Annotated in this window: 23 protein-coding genes and 2 pseudogenes; 16 read left to right on the forward strand and 9 right to left on the reverse strand. The window is 65.6% G+C overall.

All coding sequences use genetic code 11. From position 1 onward, the window contains the following. The first annotated feature begins 107 nt into the window (after nt 1-107). Nucleotides 108-908, forward strand: a complete 801-nt coding sequence (locus tag ABZV58_RS23680; protein ID WP_355002331.1) for a DUF1460 domain-containing protein — start codon at nt 108-110, stop codon at nt 906-908. A gap of 19 nt (nt 909-927) precedes the next feature. Here the strand turns inward: ABZV58_RS23680 and ABZV58_RS23685 are convergent, their stop codons facing one another. Continuing rightward, on the reverse strand, nt 928-1,407 hold the full coding sequence (locus ABZV58_RS23685; RefSeq protein WP_355002332.1) for a nucleoside deaminase: 480 nt from the start codon (nt 1,405-1,407) through the stop codon (nt 928-930). Nucleotides 1,408-1,616: 209 nt separating this feature from the next. Further along, the gene (locus tag ABZV58_RS23690; RefSeq protein ID WP_355002333.1) at nt 1,617-2,447 is read right to left on the reverse strand and encodes a helix-turn-helix transcriptional regulator; all 831 of its coding nucleotides are present in this window, start codon (nt 2,445-2,447) and stop codon (nt 1,617-1,619) included. A gap of 438 nt (nt 2,448-2,885) precedes the next feature. Here ABZV58_RS23690 and ABZV58_RS23695 point away from each other — a divergent pair, with 438 nt between their 5' ends. Next, the gene (locus tag ABZV58_RS23695) at nt 2,886-3,089 is read left to right on the forward strand and encodes a hypothetical protein (RefSeq protein WP_355002334.1); all 204 of its coding nucleotides are present in this window, start codon (nt 2,886-2,888) and stop codon (nt 3,087-3,089) included. A gap of 99 nt (nt 3,090-3,188) precedes the next feature. Here the strand turns inward: ABZV58_RS23695 and ABZV58_RS23700 are convergent, their stop codons facing one another. Further along, a complete protein-coding gene (locus tag ABZV58_RS23700) occupies nt 3,189-3,596 on the reverse strand; it encodes a VOC family protein (protein ID WP_355002335.1) in 408 nt (135 codons plus the stop codon). A 344-nt stretch (nt 3,597-3,940) separates the two neighbouring features. Here ABZV58_RS23700 and ABZV58_RS23705 point away from each other — a divergent pair, with 344 nt between their 5' ends. The 7 genes from ABZV58_RS23705 (at nt 3,941) to ABZV58_RS23735 (ending at nt 9,479) form a co-directional block, all read left to right on the forward strand. Further along, a complete protein-coding gene (locus ABZV58_RS23705; protein ID WP_355002336.1) occupies nt 3,941-5,467 on the forward strand; it encodes a helix-turn-helix domain-containing protein in 1,527 nt (508 codons plus the stop codon). Nucleotides 5,468-5,828: 361 nt separating this feature from the next. Next, nucleotides 5,829-6,359, forward strand: a complete 531-nt coding sequence (locus tag ABZV58_RS23710; RefSeq protein WP_355002337.1) for a GreA/GreB family elongation factor — start codon at nt 5,829-5,831, stop codon at nt 6,357-6,359. Between the two features lie 15 nt (nt 6,360-6,374). Next, nucleotides 6,375-6,962, forward strand: a complete 588-nt coding sequence (locus ABZV58_RS23715; protein WP_355002338.1) for a CBS domain-containing protein — start codon at nt 6,375-6,377, stop codon at nt 6,960-6,962. 509 nt (nt 6,963-7,471) lie between these two features. Next, a complete protein-coding gene (locus ABZV58_RS23720) occupies nt 7,472-7,957 on the forward strand; it encodes a TraR/DksA C4-type zinc finger protein (RefSeq protein WP_355002339.1) in 486 nt (161 codons plus the stop codon). Nucleotides 7,958-8,211: 254 nt separating this feature from the next. Further along, nucleotides 8,212-8,583, forward strand: a complete 372-nt coding sequence (locus ABZV58_RS23725) for a hypothetical protein (protein WP_355002340.1) — start codon at nt 8,212-8,214, stop codon at nt 8,581-8,583. Between the two features lie 24 nt (nt 8,584-8,607). After that, nucleotides 8,608-9,168 (forward strand): nitroreductase/quinone reductase family protein, encoded by a 561-nt coding sequence (locus tag ABZV58_RS23730; protein ID WP_355002341.1) that lies wholly within the window; start codon nt 8,608-8,610, stop codon nt 9,166-9,168. A gap of 62 nt (nt 9,169-9,230) precedes the next feature. Further along, nucleotides 9,231-9,479 carry a hypothetical protein gene (locus ABZV58_RS23735; protein ID WP_355002342.1) on the forward strand — a complete coding sequence of 83 codons (249 nt, stop codon included), beginning with the start codon at nt 9,231-9,233 and terminating at the stop codon, nt 9,477-9,479. Here the strand turns inward: ABZV58_RS23735 and ABZV58_RS23740 are convergent. Further along, the gene (locus ABZV58_RS23740; RefSeq protein ID WP_355002343.1) at nt 9,458-9,865 is read right to left on the reverse strand and encodes a helix-turn-helix domain-containing protein; all 408 of its coding nucleotides are present in this window, start codon (nt 9,863-9,865) and stop codon (nt 9,458-9,460) included. The two genes, ABZV58_RS23735 and ABZV58_RS23740, sit on opposite strands and share 22 nt — an antisense overlap. Before the next feature lie 137 nt (nt 9,866-10,002). Here ABZV58_RS23740 and ABZV58_RS23745 point away from each other — a divergent pair, with 137 nt between their 5' ends. Next, nucleotides 10,003-10,869, forward strand: a complete 867-nt coding sequence (locus tag ABZV58_RS23745; RefSeq protein ID WP_355002344.1) for an aldo/keto reductase family oxidoreductase — start codon at nt 10,003-10,005, stop codon at nt 10,867-10,869. Nucleotides 10,870-11,075: 206 nt separating this feature from the next. Here ABZV58_RS23745 and ABZV58_RS23750 read toward each other — a convergent pair whose 3' ends face one another. Together ABZV58_RS23750 and ABZV58_RS23755 are read right to left on the reverse strand one after the other, a co-directional pair. Further along, nucleotides 11,076-11,657, reverse strand: a complete 582-nt coding sequence (locus ABZV58_RS23750) for a WYL domain-containing protein (RefSeq protein ID WP_355002345.1) — start codon at nt 11,655-11,657, stop codon at nt 11,076-11,078. A 280-nt stretch (nt 11,658-11,937) separates the two neighbouring features. Then, nucleotides 11,938-12,069: pseudogene (locus ABZV58_RS23755) on the reverse strand (HTH domain-containing protein); the annotation flags it as partial. Nucleotides 12,070-12,172: 103 nt separating this feature from the next. Between ABZV58_RS23755 and ABZV58_RS23760 the strand changes: the two are divergent. From ABZV58_RS23760 to ABZV58_RS23775, 4 genes are all read left to right on the forward strand, one after another. Beyond that, the gene (locus ABZV58_RS23760) at nt 12,173-12,571 is read left to right on the forward strand and encodes a VOC family protein (protein ID WP_355002346.1); all 399 of its coding nucleotides are present in this window, start codon (nt 12,173-12,175) and stop codon (nt 12,569-12,571) included. Between the two features lie 300 nt (nt 12,572-12,871). Further along, entirely contained in the window at nt 12,872-13,507 is a 636-nt protein-coding gene (locus tag ABZV58_RS23765; RefSeq protein WP_355002347.1) for a DoxX family protein, read from the forward strand. 400 nt (nt 13,508-13,907) lie between these two features. Further along, complete coding sequence (locus tag ABZV58_RS23770) at nt 13,908-14,843, forward strand: DUF998 domain-containing protein (RefSeq protein WP_355002348.1); 936 nt, start codon at nt 13,908-13,910, stop codon at nt 14,841-14,843. A gap of 159 nt (nt 14,844-15,002) precedes the next feature. Beyond that, nucleotides 15,003-15,719 carry an SDR family oxidoreductase gene (locus ABZV58_RS23775; protein WP_355002349.1) on the forward strand — a complete coding sequence of 239 codons (717 nt, stop codon included), beginning with the start codon at nt 15,003-15,005 and terminating at the stop codon, nt 15,717-15,719. A gap of 268 nt (nt 15,720-15,987) precedes the next feature. Here the strand turns inward: ABZV58_RS23775 and ABZV58_RS23780 are convergent, their stop codons facing one another. Beyond that, complete coding sequence (locus ABZV58_RS23780) at nt 15,988-16,338, reverse strand: hypothetical protein (RefSeq protein WP_355002350.1); 351 nt, start codon at nt 16,336-16,338, stop codon at nt 15,988-15,990. Between the two features lie 183 nt (nt 16,339-16,521). Between ABZV58_RS23780 and ABZV58_RS23785 the strand changes: the two genes are divergently transcribed. Next, on the forward strand, nt 16,522-16,956 hold the full coding sequence (locus tag ABZV58_RS23785; protein ID WP_355002657.1) for a VOC family protein: 435 nt from the start codon (nt 16,522-16,524) through the stop codon (nt 16,954-16,956). 10 nt (nt 16,957-16,966) lie between these two features. On the opposite strand, the gene ABZV58_RS23790 is transcribed toward ABZV58_RS23785, so the two are convergent. Both ABZV58_RS23790 and ABZV58_RS23795 read right to left on the reverse strand, forming a co-directional pair. Further along, nucleotides 16,967-17,833 (reverse strand): alpha/beta hydrolase, encoded by an 867-nt coding sequence (locus ABZV58_RS23790; RefSeq protein ID WP_355002351.1) that lies wholly within the window; start codon nt 17,831-17,833, stop codon nt 16,967-16,969. A 418-nt stretch (nt 17,834-18,251) separates the two neighbouring features. Next, nucleotides 18,252-20,408, reverse strand: a pseudogene (locus ABZV58_RS23795) (MMPL family transporter); the annotation flags it as partial. Nucleotides 20,409-20,872: 464 nt separating this feature from the next. Here ABZV58_RS23795 and ABZV58_RS23800 point away from each other — a divergent pair. After that, nucleotides 20,873-22,000 carry a serine hydrolase domain-containing protein gene (locus ABZV58_RS23800; protein ID WP_355002352.1) on the forward strand — a complete coding sequence of 376 codons (1,128 nt, stop codon included), beginning with the start codon at nt 20,873-20,875 and terminating at the stop codon, nt 21,998-22,000. Nucleotides 22,001-22,037 lie beyond the last annotated feature (37 nt).

The raw sequence follows: 22,037 nt of genomic DNA on the forward strand, positions 1-22,037 counted from the left end.
TTTCATTTGCTTGAGCTAAGCAACTAAATCTGTGACTTCGGGCCGGTGGGGGAGCCGGGCTACGGTGGGTACCGCACTCGTGCACCGATCGACCCTCGGGAGGCGTCTTGCGCACCATCGCCCGCGTACTGCTCGTTCTGCTGGCTCTCGCGTGCGGCATGGCGCCGACGCTGCCCGCGGCGGTGGGAGCGCCGAACATAGACGACGTCAGCGCGCGCAAGATCGATGAGCTGCTGACCTTGCGCGCGACTGTGCCCGGGGCGACCAAGGGGGAGCTGATCGAGTTGCTGTCTAGTCGCTTCCTCGGCACGCCGTATCAGGCGAACATGCTGGTCGGCTCCGCGACCCAACCGGAGCAGCTGGTCGTCGATCTGCGGCGGGTGGATTGCTTCACCTATCTCGACTACGTGGAGGCGCTGACCAGATCCGCCGATCGCGACCAGTTCGTGGCGAACCTGATCGAAACCCGCTACGCGGGCGGGCAAGTCGACTTCCGCAACCGTAAGCACTTCTTCACCGATTGGGCGCACACGCCGAGAATCGCCGCGGCCGACATCACCGCGACCCTGACTTCCGCCGCGGTCACCGTCGGCAAGCAGCTCAACGCGAAAGGCGATGGGGGGACGTATCTTCCCGGGTTGCCGGTAGTCGCCCGCGACATCACCTACATTCCGAGCGCGGCGGTGGACGAGCACGTCATCGGACAGCTCCGCACCGGCGACTACATCGGCGCGTACGCCGACCAGCCCGGTTTGGACGTCACCCACGTCGGCATCTTCGTGATGACGCCGAACGGTCCGGTCTTCCGGAACGCGTCCTCGCTCGCCGCGAACAACCAAGTGGTGGATTCACCGTTGATCGATTACGTGCGGTCTACGCCGGGAATCGTGGTGCTCCGGCCGCAGTGACGTTCGGCGACTCCGCCGCTCAGGTTCGGGGCGTGCGGTGGAGGCGGTGCAGTTCGCGCATCGCGCCCGCCAGTTGGGGTGCGGGGCCGTCGGTGGGGATCCCCGGCGCGACCTCGTTGATCGGGAGTGAACGAACGGGGGCGGGTGGAACTCCCAGGTCGCTGAGCCATTCGGTCAGCTGCGCCGCCGAGCTGGCGTAGACGATCCGACCCAGACCGGCCCAGGCGTGGGCGGCCGAGCACATCGGGCAGTGCTCGCCGGAGGTGTAGACGGTCGCGGCCGCGCGGGCGGCGGGGTCGAGGTTGGCGATCGCCCAGTGGGCGAGTGCGAGCTCGGGATGCCGCGTCGGGTCGCCGCCACCTTCCTCGTTCCTTGCCTCCGCGACGATCCGGCCCCTGCTGACGAGCAGTGAGCCGAACGGCGCGTTCCCGGTGTCGAGCGCCTCCCGCGCCAAGTCCACGCAGCGCCGCAGGTAGCGGAGATCAGCATCGTCGACCATGCTCCGAGCCTAAGCGTCCGCATTGTTTGCCGGTGGTGAACTGTGGCTGATCCACGCGCTGTAGACCGGGTTGTTGACGCCGGTAGCTACCGAGGAGCGGTACAGGTCTCGGGAGAGCCGCGCTTCATTGCACTATTTGGATATGCGCATCTATAGATGTTCGTGCCACTGCACGAGCGGCCGGTAGTACTGCGCATGGAGGGGAGAGGTCAGTCCGACGTGCGCCGAGTGGCAGTAAGCGAGCCGAGCAGCGCCAGCGCCTCGGCGCTCGGCGACGACGGCTCGGCGTGGTAGACGACCAGCTCCTGTCCGGGGCTGGAGCGCACGTCGAAGGTCTGCATGGTCAGCTCGAGCGGTCCGACGTCGGGGTGGTTGAACCGCTTGCGCGCCAACGCTTTCCCGCGCGCGTCGTGCCGGGCCCAGAGTTCGGTGAACTCGGGACTCGCGTCGAGCAGTTCGGCGAGCACTTGGCCGACGCGCGGATCATGCGGCGCCGCACCGTATCCCAAGCGGAAACCGGCGACGACGTTGCGGGCGACGGCGGACCAGTCGCGATAGAAGGTCCGCGCGGCCGGGTCGGTGAACACCAGCCGCAGCAGGTTGCGTGAATGACTCCAGCCACAGAACAGTGCGTCGGCGATGGCGTTGGCGGCGAGGACGTCGTAGGCGCGGTTGTAGACGACCGCCGGATTGTGCGGCCAGGCGGCGACCAGTTCGAGCAGGCTCGGGTCGACGCGGTCGTCGTCGGCTTCTCGGGTCCGCGGGCTCAGTCCGGCGAGCCGGAACAGGTGCTTGCGAGCGTCCTCGCCCAATTGAAGCGCCGCGGCCAGCGCATCGACGACCTGCGCCGACGGCCTGCGCTCCCGTCCTTGTTCGAGGCGGGTGTAATAGTCAGCGCTCATCCCGGCGAGCAGCGCGACCTCCTCACGTCGTAGACCCGGTACGCGCCGATATCCGCCCGCCATCGGCAGGCCGGTTCGCGACGGCGCGACTTGTTCGCGCCGGGCCCGCAGATAGGCGCCGAGTTCGGTACCGGTCATATTCGCATCGTAGGGTGCGGACATCCCGGGTTCGGGGGTGCGTTACTCCCAGGAACGTTTCGGTCTGCCAAAGGGTGATGCAGGGCGGTTCACGACGGTTCGGGTACGGGAAAGCCGTTGGCACCCATCCGATTACCGGCGATGACGTTCTTGACCGGTATGCGTTGCGGGAGACCGAGGTTGCTGTTCTGTGTGAAGGGCGGGATCGGATCGTCAACGGGGAGTCGCAGACCACGATCGTCACCGACTGGAACGACGCGAACGGGCGGCGGTGCGAGTGTCTGGACAACCCGGAGGGCAACGGCATTCGGGTGTATGAGTGTACCGGCACCCGGCACCCGGCACCCGGCACCCGGCACCCGGCACCCGGCACCCGGCACCCGGCACCCGGCATCGGGCGCGGTGGCCTGCTGTGTCACCCGCGCCGAGCATGACGACATGCGAGCGACGATCGTACTGAAGCAGACACTGAAAGCGCTTCGTGCCGAACAGGATTCGTTGCGTGGCGCGCAAGCTCTCGCGGTGCTGGCCGATATCGGGTCCACACCGGGCGAGTTGCGTCAGGCCGTGGGATACGAAGGGTTCGCGCTGGCGGCACGAGGCCGCTGCGCGGCTGGTCGAGAAGGTCATCGTCAAACCTGAGCGGGTGTATGCCGTGAAATGTGTCGACCAGAACGGCAAGGCGTGGCGGTTCGACACCTCCTCGGTCGAGATCGTGTGGCGGGATCTATCGGTCAGGAGTCATCGGAAGCGGTGATCGATTACCTCGCGTGGAAGCTGTTCGGGGGTCGGGTAGGTGATCAGCACGCGGCAACCATCCGGGTCGACGCCGTCGACGAAACTGATCCCGTTCGCGGTGCTGGTATGGGTACTGGGGTAGTGCGCGCGCATTCGGTGTTCGATGCGATCCAGTTCTGCTTTGCTGTCGGTTGACCAGATGAGGTGCACGACGCCCAGGTCACCGACGTAGCGCCTGGCAGGCATCCCGCTCACCCGTAGATACAGCTGGAAGCCTTCGGGTGTCAAGAGCAGCGCGGCGTCCGGCTCGTGAATCGAGACATGGCATTCGAGCACGTCGCAGTAGAAGCGGATCGAACGATCCAAATTCGACACTTCCAGCAAACACGACGCGGCACGCACAGTACCCATCTGGTTACCTTTCAGTAGCCTCGCCCAATCCCTACGCTATCTGTGCTGTGCTGGGCAAGCTGCTTCACGTCATCGAGCGCCGATAGCTGACATGGCGTCAAGAACGCCCACATCTCTCGCGCAGTCGTACTCGCCGATCTCCTTGCGCGACCGGACAGATCCGCCGAACCGTGACCGGCCGAGACTAGACACAGGCGGGCCGCGGAAGCCTCTCGCCGAACACAGCGCACGCGTCCACGGCTCGAGTCCATTATGGAAGGCGGTCCGGCGTCTTGGTCCACGACCTTCCTGGTCGGGTCGGGTCGTCTGATCGTGCTGACGTCGATTCGACACAGGAGCGGCCGATGGTGACATTGGATCGGTTGGCGAACATTCTGGGTGGTTACGGGGTCCGTTTGAGGTTGGGTTCGGTTCCTCGATCCACCCCATTGCGCAGCGTGGTGATCCACGGTGCCGATGAGGACGCCGCGGAAGTGGGTGATGTGCTGCTGGGGATCGGGGCACGCTCGGTCTCGGAGGTGGTGGACTGGGCAGTGTCGGCACGGGCTGTTGTCGCGCTTGTACGAGGGGGTGCGGAGACCGAGGACGAGCCGCAGATCGAGGGTGTGGCGGTGATGGTGATCAGTCGCGAGGTGGCCTGGAGCGAGGTGGCCGCGGTGGTCTATGGGTTGGTGCTGGAAGGCCGGGAGACCGAGGCCGGGCGGGGCCCGACCGATCTGTTTGCCTTGGCCGACAATCTGGCCGACGCAGTCGAGGGGGCAGTGACGATCGAGGATCGTCAATCTCGGGTCCTGGCCTATTCCAGGGGGCCTCAGCATCATCTCGACCCCGCATGGGTCGAGACGATCCTGGGCCGGGAGATGCCGCCGTGGTTGCGGGCTCTGTTGGATGCGCACTGTGTTTTCGCGCATTTGGCAGCCTCGGTAGAACCGTTGTTCGTTCCCGCGCAGGCGGAACGCGGTCTCACGGGGCGGATGGTCGTGGCGGTACGTGTGGGTCGGCAACTGCTGGGCTCGGTATGGGTGTCGTGCCCAGCATCGTTGCAGGGGGCTCGGCGCGCGGCTTTGGTCGATGGGGCGCGCACGGTGGCGCTGCACCTGTTGCGGTCGCGGGCCAGCGCGGACCTGGAGCGTCAGGTGGAATCCGACCTGGTGATCGGTTTGCTGGAGGGTGCCGCGGACGCGGCGACGGTGGCCAGCAGGCTGGGGTTGGCGTTGGAGAGTTTGCGGGTGATCGCGCTGCGAGCTCGGATCGGCGACGAGCAGCATGCCGCACTGCTGCAGGTCTTCGAACGCGCGACAACAGGATTCGGCTGGTCACGTCCGAGTCGCAGCGCCCTGGTCGGCGACACTATCTACACCGTGCTGCCCGCTGATCAAGCGGTGACGGCGCGCCGCTGGATGAGCGAGCTGCAGACGGCGCTGCCCGAGCAGATGGCAGTGCTGGCCGGTATCAGCGGTGTTGCCCGGGCCACGGAGTTGGCGTTGGCGCGTCAAGAGGCTGAGGAATGCCTGGCGCTGCACGAGGCACGCTCGGCGGATACCGCACCGCCTGCTTATGACGAGTCGTGGGACGAAATCTTGCTGCAACGCCTTCGTACCGCAGGGCTTTCCGGGCGCACCCCCGCACGGGGGCCGGTGTCGGAGTTGCAGCGCCACGACCGCGCGAACTCCACCCAGTATGTGGCGACTCTGCGCGCCTGGTTGCAGTCCCAAGGCGACCCCGCCGAGGCGGGCGCCCTACTCGGCGTGCACGAGAACACCATCCGTAACCGGCTGCGCAAGATGGCCGAGGTGACCACCCTCGACCTGGACGATCCCCGCAAACGCCTGGCGATGATGATCGAACTCGCCGCCACCGACAACGTCTGACAACCCTGCGCTGTGCCCTCGCCACAATCTCGACGCCTCGATTGTCGGAATAGCGCAACTGATCACCTCGGCAGCCACGCCATCATTGGAGGTGTGAGCAGAAGTCGCAGGTAGGAGCAGCGAAATGGTAGGCATCGATCGGATCGACAACCGACCCTGGCCAGCCATCGTCGTCAACACACCCTACGGACCTGACGCGCCGCGCGAATCCGATCGCTGATTCGGCACTGACCCGCGTAGCCGTGGGTCCGAGCGACTGAAAAACCCGGCCCGCTCTCAGAGCCCGCGCGTTGCAGGGGCGGTACGCCGCCCTGGCCCGCCCCTGCCGATACCTCCCGGCCCCAGCAGGAAGGAAACCCACATGACCAGCACCGCAGGCGTCTGGATGACCCCTCGAGCCTATGACCGGCTTCGGACCGAATTACTCGAGCTCCACGCGCAACGCGACGCCGAAATGATTGATGAGGGCAGTGACGACTACGCACTGGGCCAGGCTCTGCGTTCCGCGCGCCAAGCACGTATCCGCCGGATCCACCAGCTGCTGAGCAACGCCCTCATCGGTCAGAACCCGCCCGACGACGGAGTAGCCGAACCCGGCATGGTCTTGACCGTCCGCTACGACGACACCGGAGAGGTCGAAACGTTCCTGCTCGCGGTACGCGAGGCCCAAGACAGCGATATGGAGGTCTACTCCACGCACTCGCCACTGGGCAGCGCCATCGCCGGAGCGCGACCGGGCGAACGCCGCACCTACCGCGCCCCCACCGGCGCCACCATGGCAGTGACGCTGCTACGCGCGGTCCCCTACCTGCTGACCGACCCAGCCTCCGGCGAGCACGAGGACAGCCCAACCATGGATCTGTCCTCTCGCGCCGAGCTAGCAGCCAGTTGAACGGAGTTGAACGGAATGAAGGACATGCAGGTGAGCGAGGTGATGCAACGACCCATCATCGCCTTGCGGCACAACAACACAGCACGCGAGGCGGCGCTGATGCTTGCCGAACTGGGTTACGCGGCGTTGCCTGTTCTCGACCAGAACGATCGCCTCGTTGGGATACTCAACAGCGGTGACCTCTTGCGGGCCGGTGAACTCGATGACACCGTCGCCGCGGTGATGACCACGCCGGCGGTGTCGGTGCCCGGTGGCGCGGCACTGGCCGAGGCCTTGAACAGGCTGATTGCGCACGGACTTCGCAGTCTGCCGGTCGTCGATGCCGACAGCCGCGTGGTCGGCATGTTCAGCCGCGGCGACGCGTTGCGAATCATGCTCACTCCCGACGACACACTCGCTGCCGAGGCACAGAATCGCCTCGATCAATACACCGGCGCACGGCGCTGGCGTGTCACCGTCGATGAAGCCGACGCCACCATCTGCGGCCGGTTCGCCGACGAATCCGAACGGCGCATCGCCATCGCCCTGACCCGCACAGTGCCCGGCATCCGCACCGCAACTATCGCGACCACACCGGCCGCTGCGGTCACATCCGTGCATTGACCTGACAATCACAACAGCGGACAAGCGGTTCAGCATGAGCGTAATCCCTGTCCGCCTGATCGGATCCACGCCCGCGCGGCTGCTGCGCCGTGCCCGCTGCCCGGTCACCGTCGTGCCTTGACAGCGGGGCCGTCGAGCTCGTGAGCCGATCGGGTGGAGCACCCACGGCTGGCGGCGCCGATAAGTGCCTGGGCGCTACACGTGGGACGTTCCGCGGATCGTGTCACTCGGCCTACGACCCTGCCTTGGGCGACATCTTGCTGCAGCGTCTGAAGACGGCGCGCGGGCAAGCAGGACCCCCGGAGCGTGGAGAAATCGGACAAGTTACGCACCGACAATTGGCGCAGCCGGACAAGCGCAGCCATCCGGTGTAAACGATCCTGGGGTTGTCAGCGAATATTCCGATCGCGTGGAGGTGGTTATGCACCGGGCGCCGCCAGGGCGGTCCCTTCCTTCTCACGTGACCACATCTCGAACAACTTTCCAAACCATCAGCCCCGGAGATCCGGATGACCTACGCACACCCCATCTCACCCGCACGCCTCAACGATCACCTGCCCGCCCTGCACGCCAGACTGAACCAGCAACGCCGCTTCCGCCTGCAGCAGTTGGCAGAACTCGAAGCCGAACTCGACCGCGCCGCACCCACGAACGCGGCTGATGCCGCCAGGCGTGATGTCACCATCAAGTTGGCCAAGGCAGCACTACAAGCGTTGGCCGACATCGAGAACACGCTCACGCTCATCGCTACAGGCCGTTACGGCCGTTGCCGCCGCTGTCACGCCGAGATACCGATTCACCTGCTGCAGACCATCCCTGCTACCCAGTGGTGCCTGGATTGCCGAAGGCATGTCCCTGCCTCGGACGGTTCCCGCCCGATACGCCGCCAGCCGCCCCGCGCAGCCGTCCGAACGCCGCGACGCGACTTGCTCGTACACGCCCGAGGCCACACCCGACCATTGAGCAAGCGCCTCAGCCAGACCGCTCTCGAGTAGATCCTGTATTGCCGCTGAGCGCTCGGCTGCGCTAACGGGCCGACGTCGCGCTGGGAGGCCCCTCATGCCGGTGAGCGCGCCCGATCATCGGTTGCTCTGGCGCGCCGAGAAGGGCAGGCGCCGTTTACAAGTCGGAGTCGACCTGGTCAGCTTCCGTCGATTACCTCGTCCAGCGCCGCACGTGCCACATCAATGAACTCGTGATGCGCGGCCATGTAGCTCAGTCCAGTCGCTTCGGCCGCCCAGGCTCGTTCATGAGCGTCTTCTGCCGCAGCCGCGTGTGCCTGGCCAAATTCTCGAACCTCTCGGACCAAGTCGGTCTGCACTTCGATCAGTTTGCGAGCTGCCTCAGCCACACCCGATGGGCCTTCGAGCAAGACCCTGTTGCCGCGTTGTTCCACGTCTTCGAACAGATGCCGGACCTCCGCTACGCGCGCTTGCTGAACAGGTACAGGTTCGGGCGCGGCGGCCCGGCGGTCGCGGAAGTACAGCTGAATGGCTCGGTCTGCGGCGTCGACGGCATCGAGGAAGTCGAGGTAGGCGGATTGGCGGCGTTCACGTCGCCAATTCAGTCAGCGTCCAGGAGGTATTTCGAGTGCCAGACAGGCTGTCCGACCGCGCGATAGGCGGCTAGCGGACGTTCATTGTGGATGAAGAAGATCGCTGTCGTCAGAACTGCCGGAGCGCACCGTTTGCGGTCGAGGCCGATCGACCCGACCAGCCGGCCCGGATGGTTTGTCAGAACCTACTCGGCTTTCGCTGCCGCTCGCCTGCCGAGGTTCATCTCCCGTCGCATCGCATGGAAACTCGATCCGCTGTTACTGCGACTCACGCGTGGCCGCATGGCAACAACCCTCATCTTCCCGACTGCGATCCTCGAGACCGAGGGCGCCAGGACGAAAGCTCCGCGACACAACGCCCTCATCTACTTCCTGGACGGTGATCGCCTTGTCATCGTGGCGTCCAACGCGGGCAGCGCGACCAATCCCGGTTGGTACTACAACCTTCTGTCCAATCCCGATGTCGTATTCGCTGGGGCCCCGATGCGGGCGACCGTGATCCACGACGAGGCCGAGCGCCAACGACTCTGGACCATCGCCGATCGGGTCTTCCCGGCGTACATCTCATACCGCCGGGAGGCGGACCAGGCGGGCCGAACCATCCCGATCATTCAACTGACCTCGACGAGACCTGGTCGACCCGCCTTCTGAAAGGTTGCCGCAACCCGACACCGAAGTCTCTGTCCAGCTGGTGCAGATGCTCGCTCATCGGCATGGTGGTGCACTCGGCCCGGGTCGGCGATCCGAACAGACTTGTAAGCGGCTGTTACAGGGTGGCCGCCCCGGGGACCGTGCCGCGACGCTCTTTGGCAAAGTTGTCGTCTGCTGTCGGCAACAACGTCGGCAAGCGCGCGCTGTTCACCGCCGAGGAGCGGATGGCCGTGGCCCGCAAGGTCACTGGCGAATATTTCGAGCGTTCGTGCAAGCATCCGCGGCTTGATCAGGCGGTGCCGGTGTCGTAGCTGGCTCGGTTGTCGAGCACGTCGTCCATGTGTATCTCGGCCCAGCTCTTCACCCCACGCATCATCTGGCGCAGTGAGAGACCGAGTTCGGTCAACTCGTAGCAGACCGTGACGGGCACAGTCGGCGTCACGGTGCGGGTGATCAGACCGTCTCGTTCCAAGGAGCGCAATGTCTGGGTGAGCATCTTCTGGCTGACGCCGGCCAGTTGGCGGGACAGCTCCGAATAGCGCATCGAACCACCGTCACCGCCGAGCGCACAGAGGATCAGCGTGACCCATTTGTTGGAGATCCGGTCGAGCAGTTGGCGGCTCGGGCATGCCGCCAGGAATGCGTCGTATTGCGCCTTGGCCTGTGCCCGTTTCTGCGCCGCTGTCTGTGTTGCCATCGACCGCTCCTGTGATCCGCGAGTGCATTACGCACTTCGAAGTGCGTACTTCCCATCAGAGAGTTACACCTCCATTCTGGAGCAACGTTCAGTTGTGCACCACCAACCAGCTCGATACGAAAGGCACAGTCATGGGCATGCAGTCCACCGCGCTTCCCGGCGGTACTTGGTCCCTGGGGGATCTGACCGTCAGCAGATTCGGTTACGGTGCAATGCAATTGGCCGGTCCGGGGGTCTTGGGGCCACCGGCCGACCACGACGGCGCACTCGCGGTCCTTCGCGAGGCGGTGGACCTGGGCATCACCCACATCGACACCGCCGATGCCTACGGACCGCATATCACCAACCGGCTGATCCGGCAGGCGCTGCACCCCTACCCCGAATCACTGCACATCGTGACCAAGGTCGGCGCGATCCGTGACCGGCAGGGCGGCTGGCCCCCGGCCCGAGAGCCCGACGATCTGCGCCGCGCCATCGACGACAACCTCGAAACCCTCGGCGTCGAGGTGCTCGACCTGGTCAACCTCCGACTCGGCGATGCCCAGGGGACCCGATCCGGCTCGCTCGCGGCGGCGTTCGAGACGCTCGTCGAACTCCAGCAACAGGGGCTGATCCGGCACCTCGGGGTCAGCAACGCGACCACCGAGCAGGTCGCACAGGCGCAGTCGATCGCACCGATCGTGTGCGTGCAGAACATGTACAACCTGGCCTACCGCCACGACGACGAGCTGATCGACCGGCTCGCCGACGAAGGCATCGCCTACGTTCCCTTCTTCCCGCTCGGCGGATTCAGTCCCCTTCAGTCCTCGGCACTTTCGGCCGTAGCCGCCAGGCTGGACGCGACGCCGATGGCAATCGCTCTGGCCTGGCTGCTACAGCGGTCGCCGAACATCCTGTTGATCCCGGGTACCTCCTCGGTCGCGCATCTGCGCGAGAATGTCGTCGGCGCGAAATTGCCGCTCTCCGATGAGGACCTCGTCGAACTGGACAAGATCGGCCACTAGCCACCGATCCGCTTTCACCGCAGCCAAACAACAAGGCAGGAAAAGCGTCCCATCGCCGACAGCCGACTACACACCATTCGGCTAGTTGGAGGCTGGTGCCAGGGTCAACCGAGATTTCACCCCGGCGAGCAGGGCCGACTGCGCACCCCTAAAGGCCCGGAACAGCCCGCGCGATCAGCGGCTTTACCGAGCATCCGGGCTGCCACCTATGGGTTTTGGTATCGGCCGTCGGCGGCCGCGGTGAGTCGGCAGGCCAGGGCGCGTACCTCGTCGTTGAGTGTGTCGGGGTGCTCGATGATGAACGGGCGGTTCAGGCCGGCGAGCAGGGCGGGAATCCAGTCGAGTTGTTCGGCGCGGATTCGGATCCGGACCCACGGTTCGGTGTCAGCGGGCTGCGAGTCGATCTCATGCACGGTCGCGATCGTCGCAGGGAGCAGCGGGCGGACCTGAGTGAGTGTCCCCATGACTCGGATCGATACCTCGTGCCGATAGGGCGCGTTGGCCATCGCGGACAGCAGATGAGCGGCTGGCTCGAATCCGGCAGGCGGAGCGAACGTTCCGGGCTGGGTGCTCACCGCGGTGATGCGGTCCAGCCGGAACTGGCGCAGTTCGTCGCTGTTGCTGTCCATTCCTGTCAGATACCACCGGCCGGAGTGGTCGACGAGCCCGTAGGGGTGCACGGTCCGTTGGCTGGACCGCCCGTTTCGGTCGGTGTACCCGATTGCGACCGGTCGGTGCTCGCGGGTGGCCTCGGCGAGCCGGAGCAGGACGGGGGTCTCGACAGCCACTTCCGGGCGCGCGTCGGCGGTGAATTCGACGGTGTCGATCAGTGCGATCCAGCCGGGCGGTCAGACGTGGGGGTAGGACGCGGCGGAGTTTGGCCGTCGCGCTGTCGGCTGCGCGGGCGGCCGCTGTCGGCCGGTCGGCGCCGAGGCTGGTGAGGAGCCCGAGTAACACGGCCACCGCCTCGTCGTCGGTCAGCATCAGCGGTGGCATGCGGTATCCGGGAGCGAGCCGGTATCCCCCGTAGCGGCCCCGCACCGATCGGACCGGGATATCCAGGTCGGTGAGATGGGTGACGTATCGCCTGACGGTGCGTTCATCGACGCCGAGCCGTCCGGCGAGTTCGCCGACGGTATGAGTACCGCCGGTCTGCAACAGCTCGAGCAGGGCCAGCACTCGGGCAGTGGGGCGCGTCATCGGGGAATTCTCGCATCCATACTGGGCCGAAACTGTCCGGTATCGGCTCTACCGTGGCGTGCGGCGGTGGAACCCCCGCCTCATCCGACAGCAGGAGCACACAATGAAGCTCGTCTCGATCCGTCTGATCACTGACGACATCCAGCGGCTGGTCAGTTTCTATCACCACGTGACCGGCGTCGAAGCACACTGGGCTACACCGGATTTCGCCGAAATCGTCACACCGGCCGGCACCCTCGCGATCGGAAGCACCCGCACCGTGGCGCTGTTCGCGGCAGGCAGCGCGCACCCAGCCGACAATCACACGGCGATCATCGAATTCCTGGTCCCCGACGTCGATGCCGCTTACCGGCGGTTGCGAGATACGGTCGAGGATTTCGTCAACGAGCCCACGACGATGCCGTGGGGGAACCGGTCGTTGCTGCTTCGCGATCCAGACGGCAATCTGATCAACCTCTTCACCCCGGTCACCGCGCAGGCCGCCGCGAAGTTCGCCGGTTGACATCGGGGCTGCTGCACGATCAGGGGACAGTGGTGACCTGCCCCGCCGATTGGGTTCCGGTCGAGGTGGCAGCGGTGAGGGGTGTCTCTGATCGACTCATCGAGAGTGACCCGGTCGGCGGGATCATCCGGGGTGGAACTGTCGAGCCATTCCGACCGGCTCGGTACCGGCTCTGGAATCCATTTGCCACGTACGCCTGACATTCCGGACGGCTGTGTCGTCGGAAGGTCGTGACACTGTCAGCAAAGCAGGAGTTCGGAAAATGATCAGAATCGGCATCATCCTCGGCAGGAGTTGACCATGGCCATGACCAACGTTTTCCAGCGTGCAACCGATGAGAAGTCAGCCACCGTCGCACGAAACAACCGGAACTCGAGCCGGATCCGATCCATCGCCTTTTGGGTCACCACGCTCGTCATCGTCTTCGAATTGGTTGCGGGGTCGGTGTGGAACCTTGTGCCGATCGAATGGATAGAAATCCAGTTGCAGCATCTGGGATACCCGCACTTTCTCGCCTACGTGCTGGGTGCGTGGCAGGTCGGCGCCGCCGTCGCGATCATCGCGCCCGGGCTCCCCCTGATCAAGGAATGGGCGTACGCGGGCGCCATTTTCCTGTGGTCGGGTGCCGTTGCGTCCCATCTGGCAGTCGGTGACGGTATCGAGTCGTGGTCGGGGGCAATGATGTTCGCGATCTGCGCCATCGCGTCGTGGATGCTGAGACCGGCCGACCGGCGGCTCCCGCGGACGCGCCTACGTCGGGACCGCACTGCTGACGCTGGACAGGATGGGGCGCGTTTGCCGGAATTCAGTGTTCGAGGTTGGGCCGTTGCGATCGGGGTCCTCGTTGTTCTGTATGCGGTTTCGTTCCTCACGCTGCCCGTAGTCGAAGACGTCATGCACGAGAACGCGATTCAGCTCGGCTGGATCGAGGACTAGCGTTGCCCGCCGTAGAGGATGTCACCAGCGAGTGAGCAGTCGAGCACGGCTGGTTCGAGGGGCAGCGGCCGACAATGTGGCCGCTGCCCAGGGTGTTCACGTTTCCGTAGCCTGAACCGGTTGGAGTTGTGAATATCGGCTGCGGACCCGGTTCGAGGTGGGATTTCGCGGGTCGGTCCGCCGCGCCATCGGTTGCTGCGATCATCGGATACCGCGATGTGCTGGACATTGCCGCAATCCATCTGGGCCATGGCGTTATCCCGTTGGAGGAACTGTGGGGATCCGAGGTCCGGCGACCGCGGGAGCAACTTGCGCATGCCGAAACCTCGGAGGAAGGTTCGCACTAACGAAATCGTCTCTGGCGCAGTGTGAAAGGTCGACGCGGACGCCAGATCCCGAGGTGATCGCCGCCTGGCATCGCATACTCGCCTCCGGTGGCCAGGCGAAGGTCGGCGAGCTCGCCGAATCCTCGGATGGAGCCGTAAACGGCTATGGGGTACCGGGCCTGGGGAACATTCTTCCAATCCCCGGCCTGACCGATCGGTCGATAGTGGTGTTCTCCTCGGGTGCGGTCGGCGAGCCGAACGCAATTCGAACCCCCACACTGATCGACGACAAAAGGACACGTGTCGTGACCGACACCCTCAGCCCTGAAACCACAGCACGAAATACCGGACAGCAGTCAGCGGCAACGCGAATACTGCTGGCCTGTGGAATCATTGCTCCACTGCTCAACATCAGTGTCGTTCTCGTCCTCGGGGCGATACGCCCTGACTACAACGCCTTGGTGGTCCCCGACAGCAACCTCGAACTGGGGCCTGGTGGGTGGATGCAGATAACCAACTACATCGTCACCGGAGCGCTCCTGCTCGCTTTCACCGTCGGAGTGAGGCGGCTGCTGCGTACCGGACGTGGAAACACCTGGGTCCCCATCCTGCTCGGCATCTATGGCCTCACCTTCGTCGCCATCGGGCCTATCCTGCCCGACCCTTCGCTGGGGTACCCACCGGGAGCGTCGGAGGAGCTGACCATTCACGGCGCCATCCATAGTCTCCTCGGTCTGGTTCAGTTCACTTCGCTGACCGCGGCTTGCTTCGTGCTCGCAGGACGCGACGAGGCACTCGGAAACCGCGGCTGGTCCCAATATTCGAAAGCCACCGGCCTTCTGGTCGCCACCTCATACGTCGCCTTCGCCCTCACCGCCAAATTGGTGGACGGGGGACCCGCAGGGCTCATTGAGCGGATCGGGATCATCGCCTGCGGCATTTGGATTGCTCTGTTGGCGATCCGCCTGAGATACGCGCCGAGTTCGGCACCGGTCATATCCGCATCGTAGGGCGCGGACGCCCCGGGTTTCCGGGTGCGTTACTCCCAGGAACGTTTCGGTCTGCCGGGGGCGGTCGAGGGCTTCGAGAGTGGAAGTCGCGTCGACCGATTGGCGATGCCGGTGTCTCGCCGATGTGGCGGTCACCGTGACCGACCCAAGGGAGAGAACATGACCGACTCCGTCGCCTTCGTCACCGGTGCGAGCAGCGGCATCGGGCGCGCCATTGCCCGTCGGCTCGCCGCCGACGGTATGCGCGTTGTCGCCGCGGCGCGGCGTGTGGACTTATTGCACGCGCTCGCCGACGAGAGCGGAGGCGCGATCGAGCCGTGCGAACTCGACGTCACCGACCGGGAGGCCGTTCGTTCCGCCGTCGACGACGTTGTCGCGCGCCACGGCCGACTCGATGTCCTGGTCGCCAACGCGGGTGTGATGCCGCTGTCGCGGCTGGACGCGGGCCTCGTCGATGAATGGGATCGGATGATCGACGTCAACATCCGCGGTCTGCTGCACGGCATCGCGGCCGCGCTGCCGCATTTCCTCGCCCGAGACAGCGGCCATCTGGTGACGGTGGCGTCGATCGGCGCGCACGCGGTCAGTCCGACCGCGGCCGTGTATTGCGGGACCAAATACGCCGCGTGGGCGATCACCGAGGGTCTGCGGCTGGAGGCGCCGCCCGGAATCCGGGTCACCACGATCTCGCCGGGTGTGGTGACCACCGAACTGGCCGAGTCCATCAGCGACCCGCAGGCCAAGGCGTTCATGGCCGAGTACCGTCGCGACGCGATCGCACCCGAGTCGATCGCCGATGCGGTCGCCTTCGCGGTGGGCCAAGCGCCGGACGTCGACGTCAACGAGATCGTCGTCCGGCCGGTTCGCCAGCGCTGAATCGTCAACTCTGCGGTCGCCGTCTACCGGGCGAGTAACGGGCCTGCACCCGAACACGATTCGACCGGTAGACATCGGCGCGCGGAGGGGACGAGCATGATGATCGACCCGCGATGCGGTGGGGCCTCGCCTCGGTGCGGCTCCACCTCGCGCTCGCCTTCCGCATTCAGCACATGATCAGCGCGCGGTCGGCATCCGGGATCCAGTGTCTTCCGGCTGGGCTATCGCCGATGCGAAGGTGCTGTCGCGCTCGACGGCGCGTGATGGATCAGTCCCGGTAGATCGTCACGTAGGCGTTCGTCGCGGTCCCGATGCTCAGCGGGCCCATGCACGAGGCCGTGCCTCGGCCGGATGGGCCGAAGGAGCCACTCCACGAACCCTGGTAAGGGCCGATGGCCATGAGCGGAAAGGCGTTGGGCACGCCGTGCAGGCCGAAACACTCGACGATCAGGGCGTACTCCCGCCCGGCGGGTCCGTCGTCGTGGCACGTCGCCGTCGCGCCGACCAGGTCCCGCGTGACAACGCAGTCCTGCGGCGCGGCGTGGGCCGCACCGGATCCGAGCGTGGTAGCGAAACCCGAAACAACGGCGGCGGCAACGACAGTTGTCGTCCTTCTCATGCGAAATCCTCTCTGCCACATTGCTTCGCTGTCACCTGACCATCGATTGCCCACCGTGCGGCGTTACGGAGCACAGGGAGCGCCGGGTCTCCGGGCTGACGCGTTACCGGCGGCACGTCAACCCATGACTTCAGGTCGATGTTCGAGGGCTCGGTGACCAGCACACGCCGTTATGGTGGACCGATGGCATCGGTCAAGCAGGTCCAAATCACTTTCGACTGTGCGGAACCCGAGCGCGTCGCTCGTTTCTGGTGCGAGGTGTTGGGCTATGTCGTACCGCCGCCGCCGGAGGGGTTCGCCACGTGGGACGAAGTCGATCGCTCGCGTCCACTCGAGCGTCAGGGTTCGTCGTTCGCCTGCGTCGATCCGTCGGGAGCGGGCCCGCGACTGTACTTCCAGCGCGTTCCCGAAGGCAAGGTCGTCAAGAATCGGGTGCATCTCGACGTCCGGGTCGGCACTGGCCTCGTGGGTGAGAAGCGCCTTGCCGCACTGGAAGCCGAGTGCGCACGACTGGTCGCCCTCGGTGCGGTACGCGTGCGACTACTGTCCGCCGATGGCTACGACGAGTCGTGCATCGTGATGCAAGACATCGAGGGCAACGAATTCTGTCTCGACTGAGGTGGCCGCCTCACAGACTGTCGATGAATTTCATGAAGCGCGGAATCACCTGGTCCGGATTGGCCCACAGCAGATCGTGTCCAATGCTCGGGTAGGTTTCGACCTCGACGGTCGGGATGCAAGCGTGGGCACGAGCGGCCCCGTGCACCGGATCGCTGACGATTGTCTCGGCGCCGTAGAGGATCAGGCTCGGCGCGGCGATGGCGGCCAGCTGTTCGTCGGTGAACGGCCGATCCCACGGCACTCCCGACCGGAACTTCGTCGTCGCCATTGCTACCGCGAATTCTTCGTCGGTGTGCTCGAGTCCCGGCATCAACCACTTGGTGAGCTTTCGCATGCGTTCGGGAGTCGGCCGCATGCCCGCCATCAAGAATTTGAGCAGCAGCCCCACCCTCGGCTTGGCGAAGGTGGCTCCACTGGGCTCGATCATGGTGAGACTGGCCAGGCGTTCGGAGTGGTACACCGCGACCACGCCGGCCAGCCAGGCGCCGTAGGAATTTCCTGCGAGGTGCACTCGATCCGCACCGAGACCGTCGAGGACCGCGACCAGCCAAGTCGCGATGTCCTCCGCATCGCGTAGCGGCGCGGTCTGCTCACACCGCCCGGCCCATCCGATGACGTCCGGCGTGTACACCACACGGTCGCGCGACAGCTCGCCGATGAATCGGTGCCACACCATGCCGTTGCCCCCGATGCCGGGCAGCAGCACGATCGGCGCGCCCTCGGCGGCTCCTGATTTGCGGACTCGTGTTGTGCCGAAAGGTGTTTCGACATCGATGTCGATCGAGGGCACTGGCCATCGCGCTGCCACGGTGTCGTAAGCGCGAAAGAAATCCGCCTTCGCTTCGGCGCTGGTGAATCGCCCGATCTTCGGCACGAGCCTCCCTTCGTCCTCTTTGCGGTATGTGCGTATCATTTAACGCGGTACGAACGTACCATGGATGCGATATGTGCGTACCATTTAGATACGTTGGGGCCGTCCGCGACTCGGGTGCCGCGCCCCGACGAAGCCCTCCGGGCGGTATCGACCGAACATTGCCGCTCGACGATCAGCGCCGAGGAAAGCTCTTGTGCTCGGGCCTTCGGCTGGGCGGCCGTTATCGATGGATCGGCGTGGTGGGCGGTTCGGTGTCGGTCGAGATGGCTCGGGGCGGGTGTGGGGGCCGAAGTCGTGACACCCGCCGTGGTGACGGCGCGGGGTCGGGACCGAATACCGCGGGTAGCTGTGTGGTGACCGGATCGGTGACCGGTGTGGTGTGGATCAGATCGACCGGGTCGGCGTTGCGTGGATGCGCGTCATCGAGGACGGGTTCGCCGAGGCCGACCTTCTGCTGAATGCGCTTCATCCATTGCGGCGCCCACCAGCAGTCCTCGCCGAGCAGTTTCATGGTCGCTGGGACCAGCAGCATGCGCAGGACCGTGGCGTCGATAACCAGCGCCGCGATCATGCCGACGGCGATGTACTGCATCATCACCAGGTCCGAGAACGCGAACGCGCCGACGACCACCAGCAGGATCAAGGCGGCGGCGGTGATGATGCGGCCGGTGTGCGCGGTGCCGATGCGCACCGCCTCGGTGGTCGAGGCGCCTTGGGCGCGGGCTTCGACCATGCGGGATAGCAGGAAGACCTCGTAGTCGGTGGAGAGACCGTAGATGATGGCCATGATGACCACCAGCACCGGCGAGGTGATCGGTTGCGGGGTGAAGTTCAGCAGCGTCGCGCCGTGGCCGTCGATGAAGATCCAGGTCAGGATTCCGAGGGTGGAACCGAGGCCGAGCGCGCTCATCAGCGCGGCCTTGATCGGCAGCACCAGCGATCCGAAAGTCAGGAACATCAGCACCGTCGTGACCAGCACGACCAGGGCGACCATCCACGGTATCCGCGACAGCAGAGTGTCGACACTGTCCTTCTGCAGGGCGGGCATACCGCCGACGAGCATGCGCACGGACTCGGGCTGTGGCAGGTCACGCAGGTAATCGATGGAGGGCCCGGCGTCGCTGGAGTCGGTGAGCGCGGCGGTGGTGCGGAAGACCTCGGGTTGTGTGGTCGATGGGGTCGGCACGCCGAAGGGCGCGGCCAGGCCGGGTGCGGTGTTGGCTTGTTTCCACAGCGCGCCGACCGCGTTGGTGTCGTCGGAGACGAAGACCAGTTCGAGGGGATCGGATTTGCGGAGCGGGAACAGCCGGTCGAATTCCTGTTGGGCCAGGCGTGTCGGATTGTCCGGCGGCAGGTACTTCTCGCTGAGTCCGCCGAATGCCAGATTGCCGATGGGCAGGATCAGCAGCACGAGCCCGAGCACCAGTGGGACCAATACCTTGACCGGGTGGCGCATGACCCAGCGGGTGCTGCGACCCCAGAACCCGTTCTCGACCTCCTCGGCGGGTCTGGTCCGGCGAAACCGCTTGATACCCAGCATGTCCACGCGCGGACCGAGGACCGCCAGCATCGCGGGCAGGATCGTGATGGCGGTCAGGGCCGCCATCGATACCGTGGCGATCGCGCCGTAGGCGAAGGATTTCAGGAATCCTTGGGGGAACAGCAGCATTCCGCCGACGCTGGCGACGATCATCGTCGCGGAGAAGACAACGGTGCGCCCCGCGGTCATCACGGTGCGCCGCACGGCGGCGGGAGTGTCGTAGCCTTCGGCGAGTTCTTCGCGGAACCGGCTGACGATGAACAGTCCGTAATCGATGGCGAGGCCGAACCCGATCATCGAAACCACCGCGGAGACAAACGAGTTGACCTCGGTGAACTCGGTGAGGAACTTGACGATGCCGAAGGCGCCGAAGACCGTCAGCCCGCCCACGACCAACGGCAGCGCCGCGGCGACGAGACCGCCGAAGACGAAGAACAACAGCAGCCCGACGACGGGAAAGGCCAGCAGCTCCATCCGGTGGATGTCGTCGGCGATGGTGTCGTTGAGTGCGCCGGCGACCGGCTGCAACCCGCTCACCCGCACATCGACGCCTGCGATGTCGAAGGCGCCTTTGACAGCTCGGTAGTTGCGGATCATCGTCGTGTCGTCGTCGCCGTGCAGGGCGATGGCCGCGAAGGCGTGTCCGCGATCGTCGGTCGCGAGCCGGGGGCCACTGATCTTGCCGGTTTCGGTACGCCAGTAGGCGGCGGTGATGCCGGAGATCTGCTCCGGGTATCGCCGGGGTAGGTCGTTGAGGCTTGCGACGACCTTGGCCGCGAACTCGGGGTCGTCGACGGTCGTTCCCGGGGGCGCGGTGTAGCGGACGAGCACATCACCTTCGTGGTTGCGCCCGAACGCCGCATCGGCCAGCCGCGCGGCTTCCGAGGACTCCGAGGTCGGGTCGAACATTCCGCCCGAACTCAGATGATCCGCGAGCCCGGCCCCGTAACCGGCCAAACCGAGCATGCCCGCGGCCACCACCCCGATGACCACGAACCGGATCCGCGAGACCAAGCCACCCCACCACGCGAACACTCACACCACCGCCACAATGCGCGCGGTAAGCACTCGTTCGATGCGTTCTGCAACGGCGATGCCCCCGAAACGCACCTTTTCGATCGTGCCTATCCGCATGAGGCCAGCACCCTTCCCGCCGTTGAACCCACCCGATGTGCTTCCCCGCCAACGGCTCTCACAATTTTCGAGTTCCCGGGAGGCACGCATTCTCAGGAAAGAATCAGGGTTACCGGCCGCATGGAAGCCTCTCGCGAGGCTCGCCGCAGGAGCGCTGCGGACACCGCTGAAGGCGACTTCGAAACATCGACCGCCGATCGGGCGGTGGGAAATCGCGGACCGGAGGGGGCTACCTCGAGCGCTCGACATGAGGGAGGCTGGGGGTGGGACTTCGGACGTTCGAGAACTGTTCGCTCTGTATCCGATCCCTGTGATCGCCGGATTCACGTCGGTGATCGCGGTGGGGTCGGGGGAGAGGGGAGATCATGCGCTGGTTCGTGGTGGTGGTTGTTCTGGTCGCGTCGATGGTGTGGGCGGGGCCGAGTCCCGTCGGGGCGGAACCGGGGGTCGAGGCGAATTGGCAGTCGGAGCTGGATCGGGTCGTGGTCGCCTCGGGTGTGCCGGGCGCGCAGCTGGTGGTGAGCGGCGACTCGGGCGAGACGCGGCTCAACAGCGGGGTGGGCGATCTCGGCACCGGGGCCCCGTTCCCCGACGACGCGCGGGTGCGCGTCGCGAGCAACACGAAGTCGTTCGTGGCCGCCGTCGCCTTGCAGCTGGTCGGCGAGCGGCGTGTCGAGCTGGACTCGCCGATCGATGCCTACCTGCCCGGCGTGGTCACCGGGCCCGGGGGCGACGGGCGCCGCATCACCGTGCGCAATCTGCTCCAGCACACCAGCGGCATCCCCGATTACCTGGACGAGGTGGACCTCGACAGCGTGGCGGGCATGCAGCGGTACCGTCCGGCGTCCGAGCTGATCCGAACCGCGTTGGACCGACCGGCCGAGTTCGAGCCGGGCGCCCGATGGGGTTACTCCAATACCAACTATCTGATCGTCGGCTCGTTGATCGAACGGCTGACCGGTCTGCCGGTAGGCGTCGAGGTGACGCGCCGGATCATCCTGCCGCTCGGACTGCAGGAGACCTACTGGCCGCTGTATCCGCTGGAACAGGTGGTGCGGGGGCCGCATCCCCGCAACTATCTCGTCGTCGGAGGGGAACGCGTCGACATCACCGACATCGACCCGAACTGGGGACTCCCCGACGGCGCGATCGTCGCCAGCGGACGGGACTTGAACCGCTTCTTCATGGCGCTGATCACCGGCCGGGTTGTCGCGCCCGCGCAGCTCGAGCAGATGCGCACGACGATTCCCAGCGGGGTGCCGTTGCTCGACCAGGAGGTCGGACTCGGGCTGTTCCGCAGGGTGAATCGGTGCGGCATCGAGACGTGGGGCCACGGCGGCTCGATCGCGGGCAGCAGCGTGGTGGGCGCGGCCACCGACGGGCACGCGGTCACCATCGCGATGAATCAGCTCCCCAACATCATCACCGCGCTCACTCCGCACGGGGGAGTGCAGGACGTGATCGACATGGTCCTGTGCGACCTCGCCCGGTGAGCGCCGCGCGAGACGCGATGCGGCGAAACCGCTGTGC

Source organism: Nocardia sp. NPDC004654, from assembly GCF_040609595.1.
In the GTDB taxonomy this organism is placed as follows: Bacteria; Actinomycetota; Actinomycetes; order Mycobacteriales; family Mycobacteriaceae; genus Nocardia.

Coding starts and splice junctions, on each gene's coding strand:
- ABZV58_RS23720 (WP_355002339.1), top strand. CDS start 7,472: ATGACCTACGCACACCCCATCTCACCCGCACGCCTCAACGATCACCTG.
- ABZV58_RS23700 (WP_355002335.1), bottom strand. CDS start 3,596: ATGGGTACTGTGCGTGCCGCGTCGTGTTTGCTGGAAGTGTCGAATTTG.
- ABZV58_RS23760 (WP_355002346.1), top strand. CDS start 12,173: ATGAAGCTCGTCTCGATCCGTCTGATCACTGACGACATCCAGCGGCTG.
- ABZV58_RS23715 (WP_355002338.1), top strand. CDS start 6,375: ATGAAGGACATGCAGGTGAGCGAGGTGATGCAACGACCCATCATCGCC.
- ABZV58_RS23705 (WP_355002336.1), top strand. CDS start 3,941: ATGGTGACATTGGATCGGTTGGCGAACATTCTGGGTGGTTACGGGGTC.
- ABZV58_RS23740 (WP_355002343.1), bottom strand. CDS start 9,865: ATGGCAACACAGACAGCGGCGCAGAAACGGGCACAGGCCAAGGCGCAA.
- ABZV58_RS23730 (WP_355002341.1), top strand. CDS start 8,608: ATGAAGAAGATCGCTGTCGTCAGAACTGCCGGAGCGCACCGTTTGCGG.
- ABZV58_RS23800 (WP_355002352.1), top strand. CDS start 20,873: ATGCGCTGGTTCGTGGTGGTGGTTGTTCTGGTCGCGTCGATGGTGTGG.
- ABZV58_RS23735 (WP_355002342.1), top strand. CDS start 9,231: ATGGTGGTGCACTCGGCCCGGGTCGGCGATCCGAACAGACTTGTAAGC.
- ABZV58_RS23690 (WP_355002333.1), bottom strand. CDS start 2,447: ATGACCGGTACCGAACTCGGCGCCTATCTGCGGGCCCGGCGCGAACAA.
- ABZV58_RS23745 (WP_355002344.1), top strand. CDS start 10,003: ATGCAGTCCACCGCGCTTCCCGGCGGTACTTGGTCCCTGGGGGATCTG.
- ABZV58_RS23775 (WP_355002349.1), top strand. CDS start 15,003: ATGACCGACTCCGTCGCCTTCGTCACCGGTGCGAGCAGCGGCATCGGG.
- ABZV58_RS23780 (WP_355002350.1), bottom strand. CDS start 16,338: ATGAGAAGGACGACAACTGTCGTTGCCGCCGCCGTTGTTTCGGGTTTC.
- ABZV58_RS23695 (WP_355002334.1), top strand. CDS start 2,886: ATGCGAGCGACGATCGTACTGAAGCAGACACTGAAAGCGCTTCGTGCC.
- ABZV58_RS23785 (WP_355002657.1), top strand. CDS start 16,522: ATGGCATCGGTCAAGCAGGTCCAAATCACTTTCGACTGTGCGGAACCC.
- ABZV58_RS23765 (WP_355002347.1), top strand. CDS start 12,872: ATGGCCATGACCAACGTTTTCCAGCGTGCAACCGATGAGAAGTCAGCC.
- ABZV58_RS23685 (WP_355002332.1), bottom strand. CDS start 1,407: ATGGTCGACGATGCTGATCTCCGCTACCTGCGGCGCTGCGTGGACTTG.
- ABZV58_RS23710 (WP_355002337.1), top strand. CDS start 5,829: ATGACCAGCACCGCAGGCGTCTGGATGACCCCTCGAGCCTATGACCGG.
- ABZV58_RS23725 (WP_355002340.1), top strand. CDS start 8,212: ATGAGCGTCTTCTGCCGCAGCCGCGTGTGCCTGGCCAAATTCTCGAAC.